Source organism: Streptomyces sp. NPDC002181 (assembly GCF_042890485.1).
GTDB lineage: Bacteria > Actinomycetota > Actinomycetes > Streptomycetales > Streptomycetaceae > Streptomyces.
The window spans coordinates 170,534-186,927 of the sequence record NZ_JBIASC010000006.1; the positions used below are offsets into that span (position 1 = coordinate 170,534).

General features: G+C 72.3%; 12 protein-coding genes. 6 read left to right on the forward strand and 6 right to left on the reverse strand.

The features are described from left to right. Positions 1 to 51: 51 nt before the first annotated feature. The 3 genes from ACFYXV_RS18055 to ACFYXV_RS18065 all read right to left on the reverse strand — a co-directional run bounded on the left by ACFYXV_RS18055 (position 52) and on the right by ACFYXV_RS18065 (position 4,933). Positions 52 to 3,918, reverse strand: a complete 3,867-nt coding sequence (locus ACFYXV_RS18055) for an AAA domain-containing protein (protein ID WP_389383412.1) — start codon at positions 3,916 to 3,918, stop codon at positions 52 to 54. Continuing rightward, positions 3,915 to 4,331 (reverse strand): hypothetical protein, encoded by a 417-nt coding sequence (locus ACFYXV_RS18060; RefSeq protein ID WP_389383414.1) that lies wholly within the window; start codon positions 4,329 to 4,331, stop codon positions 3,915 to 3,917. Before ACFYXV_RS18060 ends, ACFYXV_RS18055 begins: the two co-directional genes overlap by 4 nt. Positions 4,332 to 4,483: 152 nt before the next feature. Then, positions 4,484 to 4,933, reverse strand: a complete 450-nt coding sequence (locus ACFYXV_RS18065; protein WP_385460494.1) for an Lrp/AsnC family transcriptional regulator — start codon at positions 4,931 to 4,933, stop codon at positions 4,484 to 4,486. Between the two features lie 138 nt (positions 4,934 to 5,071). Between ACFYXV_RS18065 and ACFYXV_RS18070 the strand changes: the two genes are divergently transcribed. Beyond that, complete coding sequence (locus tag ACFYXV_RS18070; protein ID WP_383337491.1) at positions 5,072 to 6,073, forward strand: asparaginase; 1,002 nt, start codon at positions 5,072 to 5,074, stop codon at positions 6,071 to 6,073. 67 nt (positions 6,074 to 6,140) lie between these two features. Here the strand turns inward: ACFYXV_RS18070 and meaB are convergent, their stop codons facing one another. From meaB to ACFYXV_RS18085, 3 genes are read right to left on the reverse strand one after another with little or no spacing between them, the layout of a single operon-like run. Beyond that, a complete protein-coding gene (meaB, locus tag ACFYXV_RS18075) occupies positions 6,141 to 7,133 on the reverse strand; it encodes a methylmalonyl Co-A mutase-associated GTPase MeaB (protein ID WP_383337493.1) in 993 nt (330 codons plus the stop codon). A 10-nt stretch (positions 7,134 to 7,143) separates the two neighbouring features. After that, a complete protein-coding gene (gene scpA / locus ACFYXV_RS18080; RefSeq protein ID WP_385460500.1) occupies positions 7,144 to 9,330 on the reverse strand; it encodes a methylmalonyl-CoA mutase in 2,187 nt (728 codons plus the stop codon). Beyond that, positions 9,327 to 11,231 (reverse strand): methylmalonyl-CoA mutase family protein, encoded by a 1,905-nt coding sequence (locus tag ACFYXV_RS18085; protein ID WP_389383415.1) that lies wholly within the window; start codon positions 11,229 to 11,231, stop codon positions 9,327 to 9,329. The genes scpA and ACFYXV_RS18085 overlap by 4 nt, the downstream gene beginning before the upstream one ends. Before the next feature lie 794 nt (positions 11,232 to 12,025). Here ACFYXV_RS18085 and ACFYXV_RS18090 point away from each other — a divergent pair. From ACFYXV_RS18090 to ACFYXV_RS18110, 5 genes are read left to right on the forward strand one after another with little or no spacing between them, the layout of a single operon-like run. After that, positions 12,026 to 12,961: a TauD/TfdA dioxygenase family protein gene (locus ACFYXV_RS18090; protein WP_383337499.1), complete on the forward strand. Its 936-nt coding sequence runs from the start codon at positions 12,026 to 12,028 to the stop codon at positions 12,959 to 12,961. A 32-nt stretch (positions 12,962 to 12,993) separates the two neighbouring features. After that, on the forward strand, positions 12,994 to 13,545 hold the full coding sequence (gene ssuE, locus ACFYXV_RS18095) for an NADPH-dependent FMN reductase (RefSeq protein ID WP_383337501.1): 552 nt from the start codon (positions 12,994 to 12,996) through the stop codon (positions 13,543 to 13,545). Between the two features lie 37 nt (positions 13,546 to 13,582). Further along, positions 13,583 to 14,623, forward strand: a complete 1,041-nt coding sequence (locus ACFYXV_RS18100) for an ABC transporter substrate-binding protein (RefSeq protein ID WP_385460507.1) — start codon at positions 13,583 to 13,585, stop codon at positions 14,621 to 14,623. 5 nt (positions 14,624 to 14,628) lie between these two features. Then, on the forward strand, positions 14,629 to 15,474 hold the full coding sequence (locus ACFYXV_RS18105) for an ABC transporter ATP-binding protein (RefSeq protein ID WP_385460510.1): 846 nt from the start codon (positions 14,629 to 14,631) through the stop codon (positions 15,472 to 15,474). Further along, complete coding sequence (locus ACFYXV_RS18110) at positions 15,471 to 16,394, forward strand: ABC transporter permease (RefSeq protein ID WP_389383416.1); 924 nt, start codon at positions 15,471 to 15,473, stop codon at positions 16,392 to 16,394. Before ACFYXV_RS18105 ends, ACFYXV_RS18110 begins: the two co-directional genes overlap by 4 nt.

Here is a 16,394-nt window from a genome sequence, read left to right on the forward strand (position 1 = left end):
CGCTGCGAGAAGCGATCCGTGCATGCCTTCCACGACGCGGCCCCTGCCCGCTCAGGTGAACAGGGGATCCAGGGCTGACCCTCCGGCCGTGATCCGCCAGGCCGGGACGCGGATCGTGCGGGTCACCGGGCCGGGCTTCGCCCCGGCGCCGCCCGACGGCAGGCCCGTCAGCAAGTCGGCGCGGGCGTGGTGGAGGCGCAGGTGGCGGGCCGGGTCCTGGCCGTGTGCAGGGCCGGTGTCGATCAGGACCGCGGTGTTCGCGCCGGCCGCTGTGAACAGCAGGTCCACGACGTGTCCGCCGATCACCGCCGATCGCTCCAGGTCCGTGATGCCGCGCGCGTCCAGATACTGCTGGAGCCGATCGGCCAGCCCTTCGCGGAGGCCCGGGGCTGCCTCGGCCCTGCCGGCCGTCACCCGGTCGGCGGGTGTCCCGGCGCCCAGCACCGTCGACCGGTCGGCGAGGAGGGCGGGAAGCCCCGCCTGTCCCCGCCAGAACGCGTGGCTGCCGACTGTGATCAGCTGCGACTTCGCCCGGGTGATGGCGACGTTCCACAGGTTGACCTGGCTCGCCACCCAGTGCGTCGTGCGCGGCGGGGTGTTGCCCGTCGCCACCGGACTCAGGACCATGACGTCGCGCTGCCCTCCCTGGAAGGCGTGCACGGTGCCCACCCGGACCCGGGCGTCGTCCGCCCAGACGTGGGCCAGTGCCTCCTTCTGGGCCTTGAACGGGGTCACCACCCCGACCGTCGCGTCCTCGGGAAGGCTCAGGAGCAGTCCGTCCACCGTCTCCTGCACCCGCCGAGCCTCCGCCGCGTTCCGCCAGGACCGGTCGCCGCTGCCCCGGGCGGACTCGCCGTGCGGCACGTCCACCCAGCCCAGCACCGGGGCCGGACCGGCGTCGCCGTACGGGTCCGTCGCCGGGAACTGGCGTCGCACATCTGTGAGCACCTGCAACTGGCCCGCGTAGCAGTAGCCGTTGACGACGTCTGCGATCGCCGGATGGCAGCGGTAGTGCTCGTCGAGCAGTAGTGCCTTCTCCCCGTGCTGCGCGGCCGCGTGGTACGAGGCGTACACGTGGTACGCGAGCCGATGGTCCTCCAGCTGCGCGGCGCTCAGCCCGGCCCGGACCCGTGCCTGCCGTTCCTGCTGTGCGGTGATGCCGGGAATGTGGCCGAGCTGCATCGGATCACCGATGATCAGGGCTCGCTCGGCCCGGAACAGCAGGGGCAGGACCGACGGGATCGAGCACTGGCTCGCTTCGTCGATCACCACCAGGTCGAAGAGCTTCGGAACGAGCTCCAGCTGGCGCACGGAGTGCGTACTGATCGCCCACCCCTTGAGGTGCGCCATCAAATTGCGCTGGCTCCTCTGGAAGCCGGATCGCCGGCGCAGAGCCTGGAGCCGCTGGCCCATCAGGGAGCGCCCCCGGACCATGGCCTCGGCCGCCAGGGCGCGTGCGAGCTCGCCCGACGCCCTGGACAATCCGGCCGCGCTCTCCAGCCGGACCCGTTTGAGTTCGTCCTCGTCCACGGCGAGGAGCTTCGGTACGCGTTCTCGCACCGCACCCTCCACGGCCACGGCCTCCGCCAGGGCGATGAGGAGCTCAGGTGCGACCGGCCGCTCGGACGCCCAGGACGGCCACGGGACGGACGGCTCCGTGCCCGCTGCCGCGACGAGAGCTGCGAGGGCCCGGCCCCGGCGCCATCGGCCGAGGGAGAACCACCCCGCCGAGGCCGCCTTGCGGGCCCGGCCCTCCCAGCGGGAGAGCGCCGCGCTCCCGCTGTCGGCCCACGCTGCTTCCAGCAGCGCCGGCGGCAGTCCGAGCCCGTCGGTCTGCCGGGCACGCTGCCGCAGCAGCTTCAGCACGCTCAGCTCCTCGTCCACCAGGCCGGCAGCCTCGGCCCGGTGTTCCGCCGACCGGACGTGCCGGTTGCGAAGCTCACCTGCCACGGTCGCCGAGCTGCGCCCCGGCGGCTCGGCGGGGCCGGCCAGGAGCCGCTCAAGTCTGACCGCTTCGCGCTGGAGCGCTTCGGAATTGCCGGTGCGCATGAGCAGGCCGGGCGAGATGGCGTCGCAGCGTTCGGCCACGACGTTCACGGCCTCGTTGTTGGTGGACGCCACCAGTACGGTCTGGCCGGCGGCGACGGCAGTCGTGACAACGGCGGTGACGACCTCGCTCTTGCCGGTGCCGGGCGGTCCGGTGGCAACGGTGAGCGGACGGGTCATCGCGGAGGAGACCACCAGCTCCTGGCTCTCGTTGCACGGTCCCGGAGCGACGACGGACGGAGCCTCGCGATGCCCGTCTCCGACGCCGGCGCCCGTCAGGAGCGCATCCAGCGCGGTGCCGGAGATCTGCCCCGTACGCTCCGACATCTGGAGCAGGTTGTCCACGAGGGCCTGGCCCGCATGCCGCTCCACGCCCGAAGGGGCGAGCAGGACGGCAGCGTTGTGCGCGCCGGGCCTCAGCGAATCCATCACGGACCGCTCACTGAGCGCCGAGAGGTCGAGCGGCTCCAGCTCCGGGAGGCCGAGTTCGGTCAGGAGCTCCCGGACGGCACGCACCATCTGGGCGTCGTTGCCCTCCTGCCACGCAGGCTGCCAGCGTGCGATGAGGTCGGCAGCGTCGTCGTCGTCCAGCAGCTCCGTGATCAGCCCGGTGTGCAGGGCGGGCACCCCGTTCGGACGGAGCCGGTCGTGTCCGCTCTCGTCGGGCGCGAGCTCCATGGGCCGGATCAGCAGCGGTGCGATCCGTACTGCGGTGCGACGGCGGCCGTCCCCGTTCCGCTCGGGGAGGGTGATCGCCGGGTAGCCGTACCAGTACTCGTGCAGCCCGGCGCCGTCGCCCTGGGCACCCCCGGCCTTGGGCTTCGGCAGCTGGGAGGGTGCGCGCAGCGTGGCTCCGCGCCCGGACTGGAGCGTCTCGGAGCCCTGGCCGAGCAGGAAGTAGGCGGAGCCCCGACCGCTGTCCCGGTCGGGCAGCATGCCCGACGCCGCCTGCGCGCTCAGGCAGTGAACGTAGTAGCGAAGGAGCTGCTGGCGGTCGATGCCGTCGCGGGCGTCGAGTCCGGCCAGCGCCCGTGCCTTCGAAAGGGCGGGGGAGGTCCGGGCCGCCCGGGCGGCGTCGTGTGGCGGGGCGGGCAGGTTCACGGAGCGGGCCACGGAGCGGGCCAGAGGCAGTGAATTCGTCGCCCGGATCGTGGACTTGGTCGGCCGCTGCTCCTGGGGCACCCCGTTGCGCACCATCTGTGCGGTCAGGTACGCGAACAGGTCGTCCGGTGTGATCCAGCCGCCGTCTTTGATCCGTCCCGAGCGCAGGCCTTCCACGATCTCGCCGGTGAACCGGGAAGTGCCCAGGGAGGATCCGGCCGGTGCCATGGCAGAGGCGGCCTGGAGGGCGTCGGAGGCGGTGATGAAGTACACGCCGGTGGGGCGCAGCAGGGTGCTGGGACCGGGCCGCCGGTCCGTGTCGCTCGCACCCTTCGCGGTCCATCCCTGGACCACCGACCCGCTGGAGCAGCAGTCCAGGAGGACGACCTTGGAGGAGGCCCGGCAGGACTGGAGCATCCGCTCCAGGAACTCGGCGGGCACGGCCGTCCCGGGCAGGTCGTCGGGGTCGGCGTCGCGGGTGAGGAAGTACAGCTGGTTGTCGGCCTCGCAGAATTCCCCGTGCCCGCTGAAGTAGAGCAGGGCCGTCTCGCTGGACTGCCGCTCTTCCAGGAACGTCTCGATGGCGTGCAGCATTTCGGCGCGGGTCGGCTCGGCGACCATCGCGCAGTCGTTGTACATGCCGATCTCGGTGCTCTCCAGTACCGCCTGCATGTAGTGCAGGTCGGCCCGGACGGGCGGCAGGTCGTGGTAGTGGTCGCTGTCGTACGTGGATACGCCGATCAGCATGGCGTACCGGTCGTTGTCACTCACTGTGCGGAGGGTCCGTCCGCGGAGCCGCTCTCCGAGCGGCCGCCGGTGAGGAACCGCTGGATCCGCTCGTCGTCGGCCCGGGCCTGCTTGCCGGAGATGCTCAGCGTGGCCCCGTCGGGCCGGGTGACGGTGATCGTGCGTTGCGGCACGCGGGAGAGCCAGATCTGGATGCCGGCGGCCACCAGGGACCCGCCACTGAACACGAGTCCGATCAGGTCGGTGACCGGCCCGCCCTTGGGCACGGGAAGGCCGTGTTCGGCTGCCTGCTGCGGCCGGGGGATGTCGAGAGCGGCGTGCGGATCGCAGTCGCTGATGAGGGCCAGCAGTTCGCGTGCCTCGCGTCGTGCGCGCAACGGGTCTTCGTCGACGATGGAGATGCGGTGGCCGGCCGGTCCCGCTTCGCTGGTGCTCACGTTCACTGTCCCCCTGTTCGCCCGTGCTGCGGACACACGGACCCGCGAGGCTATCGAGACGAAGGTCAACTCACCCCCGAATAGCCGAAACTTGCTGGTCAATGGCGTGAAATGAGATCCATGGATGTGCGGCCGAAGTCTTCCGGCGGGGGCTAGACCGGGAGGCCCGTCGGTTCCTTGATGCGCTTCATGATGATCTGGGAGTTGACCTCGGTGATGCCGGTGAGGGCCGTCAGCTTTTCGATCCAGAGGCGTTCGTAGGCGCGGAGGTCCGCCACCGCGATGCGCAGCAGGCAGCCGGGGCTGCCGAAGAGGCGGTAGGCCTCGATGACGTCGGGGATGTCCTGGAGCGCCGCCTCGAACGCCTCGACCGCCTCCCGGTCGCGGCGGACCTCGACCGAGACGAGGACCTCGAAGCCCCGGTCGACCGCCTCCGGGGAGATCACCGCCCGGTAGCCCTGGATCACCCCGTCCTGTTCCAGCTGGCGCACCCGGCGCATGCAGGGGGAAGGGGTCAGCCCCACGCGCTGGGCCAGCTCCTGGTTGCTGAGCCGGCCGTCGGCCTGTAGCTCGCGCAAGATTTCGCGGTCGATCGCATCCATCGCGCAATCATCCCCCACGCTTACCGGGCAGGGCGAGTGGAAGACGCAATCGCATTGCGCCCAAATCGCTCTATCATTGCTGCTTTGGGTACATGCGTGCGACCCACGTACGAGTGAATGGAAGGGTGGCCAGGAGCCATGGGACGGATCGTCGTCATCAGCACCGGCGGCACGATAGCCAGCCGCTGGCAGGGTTCCGGCTTCGCGGCCGACGCCGACGGGCGCGAGGTCATGGCCACCGCGCCGCTGCCCGAGGACATCACCGTCGAGGTGGTGGACCTGTTCAGCGTGAACAGCCCCCGGCTGACCACCGCCCACCAGCTCACCCTGCTCCGCACCGTGCACGAGGTGCTCGCCGATCCGGGCGTGGACGGCATCGTCGTCACGCACGGCACCGACACCCTGGAGGAGTCGGCGTTCCTCGTCGACCTGCACCACCACGACCCGCGCACCGTGGTCTTCACCGGCGCGCAGCGGCCGATGGGCACCGCGGACGGCGACGGCCCGGGCAACCTCTACGACGCGCTGCTGACCGCGGCGAGCGCGCGGGACCTCGGCGTGCTGATCGCCTTCGGCGGGCGCGTCCACGCGGCCCGCGGCACGGTGAAGACACAGGCGGTGGCGCTCGACGCGTTCGCCGACCCCTCGAAGGAACTGCTCGGGAAGATCGGCTTCGGCAAGGTCACGATGCTGCGGACCCCGCAGCGCCCCGAGCCGCTGCCGCTGCCGGCCATGCCGGAGGTGCCGCCGCGGGTGGACGTCGTGATGCACCACGCCGACGGGGACCCGGTGCTCCTGAACGCCGCGGTCGCGGCGGGCGCCCGGGGCCTCGTGCTGGTCGGTACGGGGGCCGGGAACGCGACTCCCGAGATCGTGGACGCGGTACGGGAGGCCATCGCGCGCGGCGTGCTGGTCGCGCTGACCACCCGGGTGCCCGCCGGGCCGGTGACGGAGATCTACACGCACGGCGGCGCGGTGGACCTGGTGGCGGCGGGAGCCGTCGCCACGGGAACGCTGCGGGCGCCGCAGGCGCGGATCGCCGTGCTTTCGGCGCTGCTCGCCTCCGAGGACGAGGCGGACCGCGTCCGCATCCTGCAGCGCAGCGTGTCCTCGGCCGGACCGGCGCTCGTCACCGCCTGAAGCCGGCGCCCGTGAGCGGCGGCGGGGGGCGGCGCCGCCCCCCGCCGGCACCAGCCGCCCCCGCGCCTCAGCCGCCCGAGGTGCCGAACGCCGCCAGGATGCGGTCCGCCGCCGAGGTGGGCGTGACCGTGCCCGCGCGGATCGCCGCCTCCAGGGCGGGGGACAGCTCGCGGACCGCCGGGTTGCCGCGCAGCCGGTCCAGGAGCTCGTCGCGGACCATCGACCAGGTCCATTCCACCTGCTGCTGCGCCCGCTTGGCCGCCAGGCGGCCCCCCGCGTCCAGCAGGCGGCGGTGCTGCTCCAGGCGGTTCCACACCTCGTCCAGACCCGCCGACTCCCGCGCGCTGCACGTGAGGACCGGCGGGGTCCAGGCCGCGTCCGCCGGGTGCATCAGGCGCAGCGCGCCCGACAACTCCCGTGCCGCCGCCTTCGCGTCGCGCTCGTGCGGCCCGTCCGCCTTGTTCACCGCGAGGACGTCCGCCAGCTCCAGCACGCCCTTCTTGATGCCCTGGAGCTGATCCCCCGTACGGGCCAGGGAGAGCAGGAGGAACGAGTCCACCATGCCGGCGACCGTCGTCTCGGACTGGCCCACGCCCACCGTTTCGACGAGGACCACGTCGTAGCCCGCCGCCTCCATGACGATCATGGATTCGCGGGTCGCCTTCGCCACCCCGCCCAGCGTGCCGGCCGAGGGGGAGGGGCGCACGAACGCCGCCGGGTCCACCGACAGGCGTTCCATCCTCGTCTTGTCGCCCAGGATGGAGCCGCCCGTGCGCGTGGACGAAGGGTCCACCGCGAGGACCGCCACCCGGTGGCCCAGCCCCGTCAGCATCGTGCCGAACGCGTCGATGAACGTGGACTTGCCGACCCCCGGCACCCCGCTGATCCCGATCCGGCGCGCCCGCCCCGTGTGCGGGAGCAGCTCCGTCAGCAGTTGCTGCGCCAGCGCGCGGTGGGCGGGCAGGGTGGACTCGACGAGGGTGATGGCGCGCGCGATGAACGCGCGCTTCCCGCCGAGCACCCCCTTCGCGTAGGCCTCGATCTCGATCTTCGGAGGCATCCGCCGCGCCCTACAGCTCGTGGCCCAGATCCGCGGCCAGCCGCGTCACCAGGTCGTGGGCCGCGTCCGGGATCACCGTGCCGGGAGGGAACACCGCCGCCGCGCCCATCTCCAGCAGCGTCGGCACGTCGGCCGGCGGGATCACCCCGCCCACCACGATCATGATGTCCTCGCGCCCCTCCTCCGCCAACTGCTCGCGCAGCGCCGGTACGAGGGTCAGGTGGCCGGCCGCCAGCGAGGACACGCCCACCACGTGGACGTCCGCCTCGACGGCCTGGCGGGCCACCTCCGCCGGGGTCTGGAACAGCGGGCCGACGTCCACGTCGAAGCCCAGGTCGGCGAAGGCGGTCGCGATCACCTTCTGGCCGCGGTCGTGCCCGTCCTGGCCCATCTTGGCGACCAGGACACGCGGACGGCGGCCCTCCGCCTCCTCGAACCGGTCGACCAGCGCGCGCGTGCGCTCCACGTTCGGGGACTCTCCTGCCTCGGTGCGGTACACACCCGAGATCGTACGGATCTGGCTCGCGTGCCGCCCGTACACCTTCTCCAGTGCGTCCGAGATCTCACCCACCGTGGCCTTGGCGCGCGCCGCGTCCACCGCCAGCGCGAGCAGGTTGCCGTCGCCGCGCTCGGCCGCGTTCGTCAGCGCCCGCAGGGTGTCCTGCGTGACGGCCTCGTCGCGCTCCTCGCGCAGCCGCCGCAGCTTCTCGATCTGCTGCGTGCGCACCGAGGAGTTGTCGACCTTGAGCACGTCGATCTGCTCGTCGTTCTCCACCCGGTACTTGTTCACGCCGATCACCGGCTGGCGGCCGGAGTCGATCCGCGCCTGCGTACGGGCGGCGGCCTCCTCCACGCGCAGCTTCGGGATGCCCGCGTCGATGGCCTGCGCCATGCCGCCGGCCGCCTCGACCTCCTGGATGTGCTGCCAGGCACGGCGCGCCAGGTCGTACGTCAGCTTCTCCACGTACGCGCTGCCGCCCCAGGGGTCGATCGACCGGCAGGTCCCCGACTCCTGCTGGAGCAGGAGCTGGGTGTTGCGGGCGATGCGCGCCGAGAAGTCCGTCGGCAGCGCGAGCGCCTCGTCGAGGGCGTTGGTGTGCAGCGACTGGGTGTGCCCCTGGGTCGCCGCCATCGCCTCGATGCACGTACGCGTCACGTTGTTGAAGACGTCCTGAGCGGTCAACGACCAGCCGGAGGTCTGCGAATGGGTGCGCAGCGAAAGCGACTTGGCGTTCTGCGGGTCGAACTGCTTGACGAGCCGCGCCCACAGCAGGCGGGCGGCGCGCAGCTTCGCGACCTCCATGAAGAAGTTCATGCCGATCGCCCAGAAGAACGAGAGGCGCGGCGCGAAGGCGTCCACGTTCAGCCCGACCGCCTGCCCGGCGCGCAGGTACTCCACGCCGTCGGCGAGGGTGTACGCGAGCTCCAGGTCGGCCGTGGCCCCGGCCTCCTGGATGTGGTACCCGGAGATCGAGATGGAGTTGTACCGCGGCATGTTCTGCGAGGTGAACGCGAAGATGTCCGAGATGATCCGCATCGAGGGCTTGGGCGGATAGATGTAGGTGTTGCGGACCATGAACTCTTTGAGGATGTCGTTCTGGATGGTCCCGGCGAGCTTGTCGGGGGAGACGCCCTGCTCCTCCGCCGCCACGATGTAGAGGGCGAGGACCGGCAGCACGGCGCCGTTCATCGTCATCGACACCGTCATCTTGTCCAGCGGGATGCCGTCGAAGAGCTGCCGCATGTCGTAGATCGAGTCGATCGCCACGCCCGCCATGCCGACGTCACCCGTGACGCGCGGGTGGTCGCTGTCGTAGCCGCGGTGCGTGGGCAGGTCGAAGGCGATCGACAGGCCCTTCTGGCCGGCCGCGAGGTTGCGCCGGTAGAAGGCGTTCGACTCCTCGGCCGTCGAGAAGCCCGCGTACTGGCGGATCGTCCAGGGCTGGTTGACGTACATGGTCGGGTACGGCCCGCGCAGGTACGGAGCCACGCCCGGGTAGGTCCGCAGGAAGTCCAGGCCCTCCAGGTCCCGGCCCGTGTACAGCGGCTTCACGCCGATGCCCTCGGGGGTCTCCCACAGCAGGTCGCCCGGGGCGGTCCCGGTGGACTCCTTGACCGCCGCGCGCCACTGGTCCTCGGACCCGGCCGCGGCGGCGCCGCCGCCCAGCGCGAGGGCGGAGAAATCGGGGATGCTCACAGGGAGACTCCCATCCGGTCGAGTACGGAGGACAGTACGGCGACCGCGTCGCAGCCGGCGAAGACGTACTCGTCCACGGCGCCGGCCGAGGTGCCGGGCTTGCCCGCGAGGAACACGGTCGTCGCGCCGGCCGAGCGCAGGGCCGCGGCCACCGCCTCGGCCTGCTCCTCGTACAGCGGATCGCTGGAGCACAGCACGGCCATGCCGTCCGCGCCGCTCGCGGCATAGGCCGCGGCGGCCGTCGCGGGGTCCACCGACACCGGGTCGTGGACCGGTGTGACTCCGCCCGCCTGGAACAGGTTCGCGGCGAAGGTGGCGCGCGCGGTGTGCGCCGCCGCGGGTCCCAGCGCGGCGAGGAAGATCCGCGGACGGTTCCCGGTCGCGGCCAGGTGCGCGTCGCTGCGGGCGCGCAGCGCCTCGTACGCCTCGTCGCGCCGGACGCGGGGGAGTCCGCCGGTGGGGCCCGCCGGGGCGGGCTCGCGGTCGAGGGGCTTCTCCGAGAGCAGCGGGAACTCGCTGACACCCGTGATGGGTTCACGGCGCCTGGCGAGCTTCTTGGAGCGCTCGGCCCAGGTGGCGGCGAGCCGGTCGGCGACCAGCCCGGAGCGCAGGGCGGCGGCCAGGCCGCCGGCCTTCTCGATCGTCTGGAAGAACTCCCAGGCGGCGTGCGCGAGTTCGTCGGTCAGCCGCTCCACGTAGTAGGAGCCGCCGGCCGGGTCGATGACGCGGGCCAGGTGCGACTCCTCCAGGAGGATGGTGGAGGTGTTGCGGGCGATGCGGCGCGCGAAGGCGTCCGGCAGGCCGATCTCGTGGTCGAAGGGGAGCACGGTGACCGAGTCCGCTCCGCCGACGCCCGCCGCCATGCAGGCGACGGTGGTGCGCAGCATGTTCACCCACGGGTCGCGACGGGTCATCATCACCGGCGAGGTGACGGCGTGCTGGCGCTGGGCACCGGCCTCGGGGGCGCCGCAGGCCTCGGCGATCCGGGCCCAGAGGCGGCGCGCGGCGCGGAACTTCGCGATGGTGAGGAACTGGTCCGCGGTCGCGGCGTAGCGGAATTCGAGCTGGCCGAGGGCGGCGTGGAGGCCGAGGCCTCCGGCGCCGGGGGCGGTGTCGCCTTCGGTGCCCGAGCCGGCTTCCGTCAGGGCGCGCAGGTACGCGACTCCGGTCGCCAGGGACAGGCCGAGTTCCTCGGCGGCCGAGCCGCCGGCCTCGTGGTACGGCAGCGCGTCGACGGTGAGCGCGCGGATGCCGGGCCAGTGCGCGGCGGCCTCCCGGGCCAGACCGACGGCGTCGGCGGGGTCGAGGACCTCACCCGTACGGGCCTCATGGCCGAGGGGGTCGGCGCCGAGGCTCGCGCGGGCGGCCTCGGGGGCCACCTGCCGGTCGGCGTACAGGCGCAGCAAGGCGCGGGCGGCGTCGGCGTATTCGGATCCGGCGTCGAGGGCGACGGGGGCCAGGTCGAGGTAGACGCCGTCGAGGGCGCGGGGCAGCGCGTCGGCGGGGAGGCCGCCGGAGCCTTCGCCCACGGACAGCCAGAGGGAGGTGACCCCGTTCTCAAGGTCGGTGAGGACGGCCTCGTTCACGCGTACGGGGTCGTTTCCGACGTACCGCTGACGCACGTCCCAGCCGGCGGCCGCACCGCCGGCGGGGCTGCCGCCCCGTATGAACGGCGCGAACCCGGGGAACCCGGTCTCGTCGGCCGCCTCGGGTGCGGTGTACAGCGGGCGGGTGGTGAGCCCGTCCTCTAGCTTCGTGGACAACGCGTCTTCTGCGGCCTCGCCGGATACGTCCTTGCCGGACTTGCGTAGAACGCCCTCTACCAGGCGCTGCCACTGCTCATGCGTCGCGTCAGGGAACTCGGCGGCCAAGGAGAGCCCGTCATCAGGCAGGACCGTCATGGCTCGAATGCTAGGGGGGTCGCCTCGGGAACGACTATAACCACCGGATGTGATCTCGCCCTCTCATGTGAGACGGGTAGGGGCACGAAAGAGCACGCCGGGGCGGGTGTGCGCGCCGGGGCGGCCGGTGCCGGGCCGGTGCAGGACCGCTCCGGGGCCGCTCCGGGACTGCTCCCGGACCGCTCTCGGCCCGGTGCCGGCGGGTGCGTGGCGGTCGCGTTGCGGGGGCGTGAAATCCGGCCATGGGTTTTCGGCCGTTCGGGGGTGTGGCCGGCGGCCGCCGGAGCGGTCGAAACGGCAGGTCAGGGATGGGGCGCCGGGGCGGTCCAAGGCTCCGGTCCGGGTTTGTTTCGGGGTGTCGGGCGGGGCTTGACCCGTCCGGGGGCGGCTGACACGCTCCGAGCCATGTCCGCGTTCGAGCTTTCCGCCCCGCGGCTCCACACCCCCGGCTCCTGTACCGCGCCGGGTGCGTGTCCGGGCCGCTGTCAGGCCCCGCACCGCGCCTGAGCCCCGCTCAGGGGCCCGGTCGACGACCGCTCGCCTTCGATGCCGGTCCTCGGTTCCGTACCGGCCCGTGGGCCGGCCCACGCGCCGGCCGTCCCCGGCCCGATGTCCGCCCGGCCCGTGACCGTGCCCCTCGCCCCGTGCCCCTCGCCCCGTGACCCGTGGCCCGTGGCCCGCGGTCGACCCCGTCCCCTCAGCCCGCACCCGGGCCGGGACCCCTCGCCGCTCCGTACAACCAGCCCGTGCCGAACCCGCCTTCGGCATGCCCTGAACGCACCCAAGGAGTTCCCATGACCACCGCCACCCGTACCCAGCCCCTCGTCACCCGGATCGGCGGCCGGATCGGCGCCGAGATCGGGGGAGTGCGGCTCGGGGGTGAGCTTCCGGCGGAGGCCGTCGCCGAGATCCGGGCCGCCCTCCTCGCCCACAAGGTCGTCTTCTTCCGCGACCAGGACCACCTCGACGAGGCCGGCCACGAAGCCTTCGCCCAGTTGCTCGGCACGCCCGTCGCCCACCCCACCGTGCCCTCCGCCGACGGCCGCTACGCCCTCGGCATCGACTCCCACCACGGCGCCCGCGCCAACCAGTGGCACACCGACGTCACCTTCGTCCCCGCCTACCCCGCCTTCTCCATCCTGCGGGCCGTCACCATCCCCCCGTACGGCGGCAACACCCTCTGGGCCAACACCGCGGCCGCCTACGCCCACCTCCCCGAGCCGCTGCGCACCCTCGCCGACGGCCTGCGCGCCGTGCACACCAACGAGTACGACTACGCGGCCCTCAAGCCCGACGCGCTCCCCGAGGCCCTCGCCCAGTACCGCGAGGTGTTCACGTCCACGAAGTTCCTCACCGAGCACCCCGTCGTCCGCGTGCACCCCGAGACCGGCGAACGCACCCTGCTCCTCGGCAACTTCGTCCAGCGGATCAACGGCCTGACCGGGCAGGACTCCCGTGCGCTGCTCGACCTCTTCCAGTCGCACATCGAGCGCCCCGAGAACACCGTCCGCTGGCAGTGGCGGGCCGGTGACGTCGCGATCTGGGACAACCGCGCCACCCAGCACTACGGCGTCGACGACTCCGACGACCACGAGCGCACCCTGCGCCGCGTGACGGTCGACGGCGACGTCCCCGTCGGCCCGGACGGGGCGCCGTCCCGCCTGATCAGCCCCGAGACCGTCCCCGACCCGTCCTTCGGCATCCCGTCGGGCGCGTCCGCCGCCGCCTGACCCGCAGCCCGTACGAAGCCCCAGGAGGCACCGTGCCCACCCTGCTCGCCCTCACCGGAAGCCCCTCCCCGCACTCCCGTACCGCCGTCGTCGCCGAGCACGTGCTGCGCCGGCTCGCCCACGCCGGGTTCGACACCGCCCACCTCGCCGTACGGGAGCTCCCCGCCGCCGATCTCCTCTCCGCCCGCCGCGGCGAGCCGGAGATCCGCCGGGCCCTCGAAGCCGTGGCGGAGGCCGACGGGATCATCGTCGCCACCCCGGTCTACAAGGCCTCGTACACCGGCCTGCTCAAGGCCTTCCTCGACCTGCTCCCGCAGGACGGGCTGGCCGGGAAGACGGTCCTGCCGATCGCCACCGGCGGCAGCCTCGCCCACGTACTGACCCTCGACTACGCCCTGCGCCCGGTGCTCGCCGCACTCGGTGCGCGGCACGTCACCGCCGGCCGGTTCGTCCTGGATTCCTCCGTGGAGCGCGGGACCGGCCCCGGCCGGCTGCGGCCCGAGGCGGAGCTGGACCTCTTCCAGGCCGTCGACGAGTTCGCCGAGGCGCTGAGCGCCAAGCCCTTCGCGACGACCGCTCCGTAGCAGCCCCCGCACACCCGATCCCCGACAAGGAACCCCGATGCCCGCAGCCCTCGCCTCCACCACCACCTCCCGACGCCAGTTCCTGACCCTGCTCGGCATCTCGGCGGCCGCGGTGAGCTGCGGTACGGCCACCGCATCCGGCGGATCCGGCGGATCCGGCAAGCAGGTCACCAAGCTCAAGTACCAGGGCGCCGTCGGCGCCGTCTCGCTCCCCGAACTGGCCGCGGACCTCGGCTACCTGGGCGGTCTGACCCTCGACTGGGTCGGCAACACCATCAGCGGCCCCCAGGACATCCAGTCCGCGGCCACCGGCCAGACCCACTTCGGCGGAGCCTTCAACGGCGCCATCGTCAAACTCGCCGCGAGCAAGGCCCAGATCCAGTCCGTCGTCTCCTACTACGGCTCCGACAAGGACACCTACCTCGGCTACTACGTCCTGGAGGACAGCCCGATCCGCTCGCCCCGCGACCTGATCGGCAAGAAGGTCGGCATGAACACCCTGGGCGCCCACGCCCAGGCCCTGCTGGAGATCTACCTGGAGCGCAACGGCCTCTCCAAGGCGGAGGCGGCGAAGGTCGAGTCCCTCGTGGTGCCGCCCGTCAACACCGAGCAGGCCCTGCGCCAGAAGCAGATCGAGGTCGGGGTGCTCAGCGGGGTCCTGCGCGACAAGGCCCTCGCCACCGGCGGCATCCGCCCGCTGTTCAAGGACTACGAGCTGCTGGGCGCCTTCAGCGCCGGGTCGTACGTGATGACCCGGCGGTTCATCAAGGAGAACCCCGACACCGTGCGGACCTTCACGACCGGCGTCGCCAAGGCCATCGAGTGGTCCCGGACCACCCCGCGCGAGGAGGTCATCGCCCGGATGACCGAGATCGTCAAGAAGCGGGGCCGCAACGAGGACGCCTCCACCCTCCAGTACTGGCGCTCGTTCGGGGTGGCCGAGACCGGCGGCCGGATCGCCGACAAGGAGTTCCAGCTGTGGATCGACTGGCTCGGTGAGCGCGGCGAAGTCAAGAAGGGCCAGGTCAAGGCCTCCGACCTGTACACGAACGAGTTCAACGGCCAGGGGAAGGGCTGAGCACCATGGCGAAGATCGTGTTCGAGTCCGTGACGAAGACCTTCCCGAGGAAGCAGACCAAGGGGAGGAGGGCCGGGGCCGCAGGCGACGGCGGCACCTTCACCGCGCTCGACGGCGTGGACCTGGAGATCGGGGCCGGGGAGTTCGTGGTGGTCGTGGGCCCCAGCGGCTGCGGCAAGTCCACCCTCCTGGACCTGCTGGGAGGGCTGACCCGGCCCACCTCCGGCCGGATCCTGCTCGACGGTGAGCCGGTCACCGGGCCCGGCCTGGACCGGGGCATCGTCTTCCAGCAGTACGCCCTGCTGCCCTGGCGCACCGCGCTCGGCAACATCGAGTTCGGGCTGGAGGCGACCGGCGTTCCGCGCCGTGAACGAAACGAGAGGGCCCGGGAGTTCCTGGACCTCGTCGGCCTCGCCGGGTTCGAGGACCGCCACCCGCACGAACTGTCCGGAGGAATGCGGCAGCGCGTCGCGATCGCACGCTCCCTCGCGTACGACCCGGACGTCCTGCTGATGGACGAGCCGTTCGCCGCGCTCGACGCGCAGACCCGCGAATCCCTCCAGGACGAGCTGCGCCGCATCTGGCAGCGCACCGGCAAGACCGTCGTCTTCATCACGCACGGGATCGAGGAGGCCGTCTACCTGGGGCAGCGGGTGGCCGTGATGACCTCCCGGCCCGGCCGGATCAAGGAGACCGTCCCCGTCTCCTTCGGCGACCGGGCCACCGGCGCCGGCGGGGAGGAGCTGCGCTCCAGCCCCGAATTCGCTCGCTACCGCCACGAGATCTGGACCCTGCTCCACGACGAGGTGGCCCGCGCCCGCCAACTGGAGAAGGAGGAGGCCACCGTATGAGCACCGGAATCGATACGAAGAGCATCGTCATCGAGGCGGAGGCCGATCGCGCGGACGGGGGGCGCACCCCTGCGCCGGCGCCCGTACGGGAACCCGCGCCGGTACGGGAACCCGCCCCGGCCCCCTCCGCCACGGCCCCGTCCGCCCTGCTCGCCGCCGCCGGCCGGTGGCTGCGCGCGGCGGCCCTGCGCTCGGCGGCGCTCGTCGCCCTGCTCGCGCTCTGGGAGGCGGCGCCCCGGCTCGGACTGGTGGACTCCACCTTCCTCCCGCCGGTCAGCGAGGTCGCGGCGGCCTGGTGGGAACTGGCGGGCAACGGCCAGCTCGCAGAACACACGCAGGCCAGCCTGGTCCGCTCCTTCGGCGGATTCGGCATCGCCGTCGTCCTCGCGGTCCCGCTCGGCCTGCTGATCGGCTGGTACCGCCCGGTCGCGGTACTGCTCGGCCCGCTGCTTGAGGTGTTCCGCAACACCGCGGCCCTCGCCCTGCTGCCGGTGTTCGTCCTGCTGCTCGGCATCGGCGAGACCTCGAAGGTCTCGATCGTCGTCTACGCCTGCGTCTGGCCGATCCTGCTGAACACCATCAGCGCCGTCGGCAACGCCGATCCGACCCTGGTCCGGCTGGCCCGGTCCATGGACCTGTCCACGCCGAGGCTGTTCCAGAAGGTGATCCTCCCGGCCTCCGTACCGGCGATCTTCACCGGCATCCGGCTGGCCGGCGCCGTCTCGATCCTGGTCCTCGTGGCCGCCGAGATGATCGGCGCCAAGGCGGGTCTCGGGTATCTGATCAACGCCTCGCAGTTCAACTTCGCGATTCCCGAGATGTACGCGGGCATCGTCACCATCTCCGCCATCGGCGTGGCCTTCAACCAGCTCCTCGTCAGCGTCGAACGCCGCCTCAGCCTCTGGCGCGTCCCCGCCTGA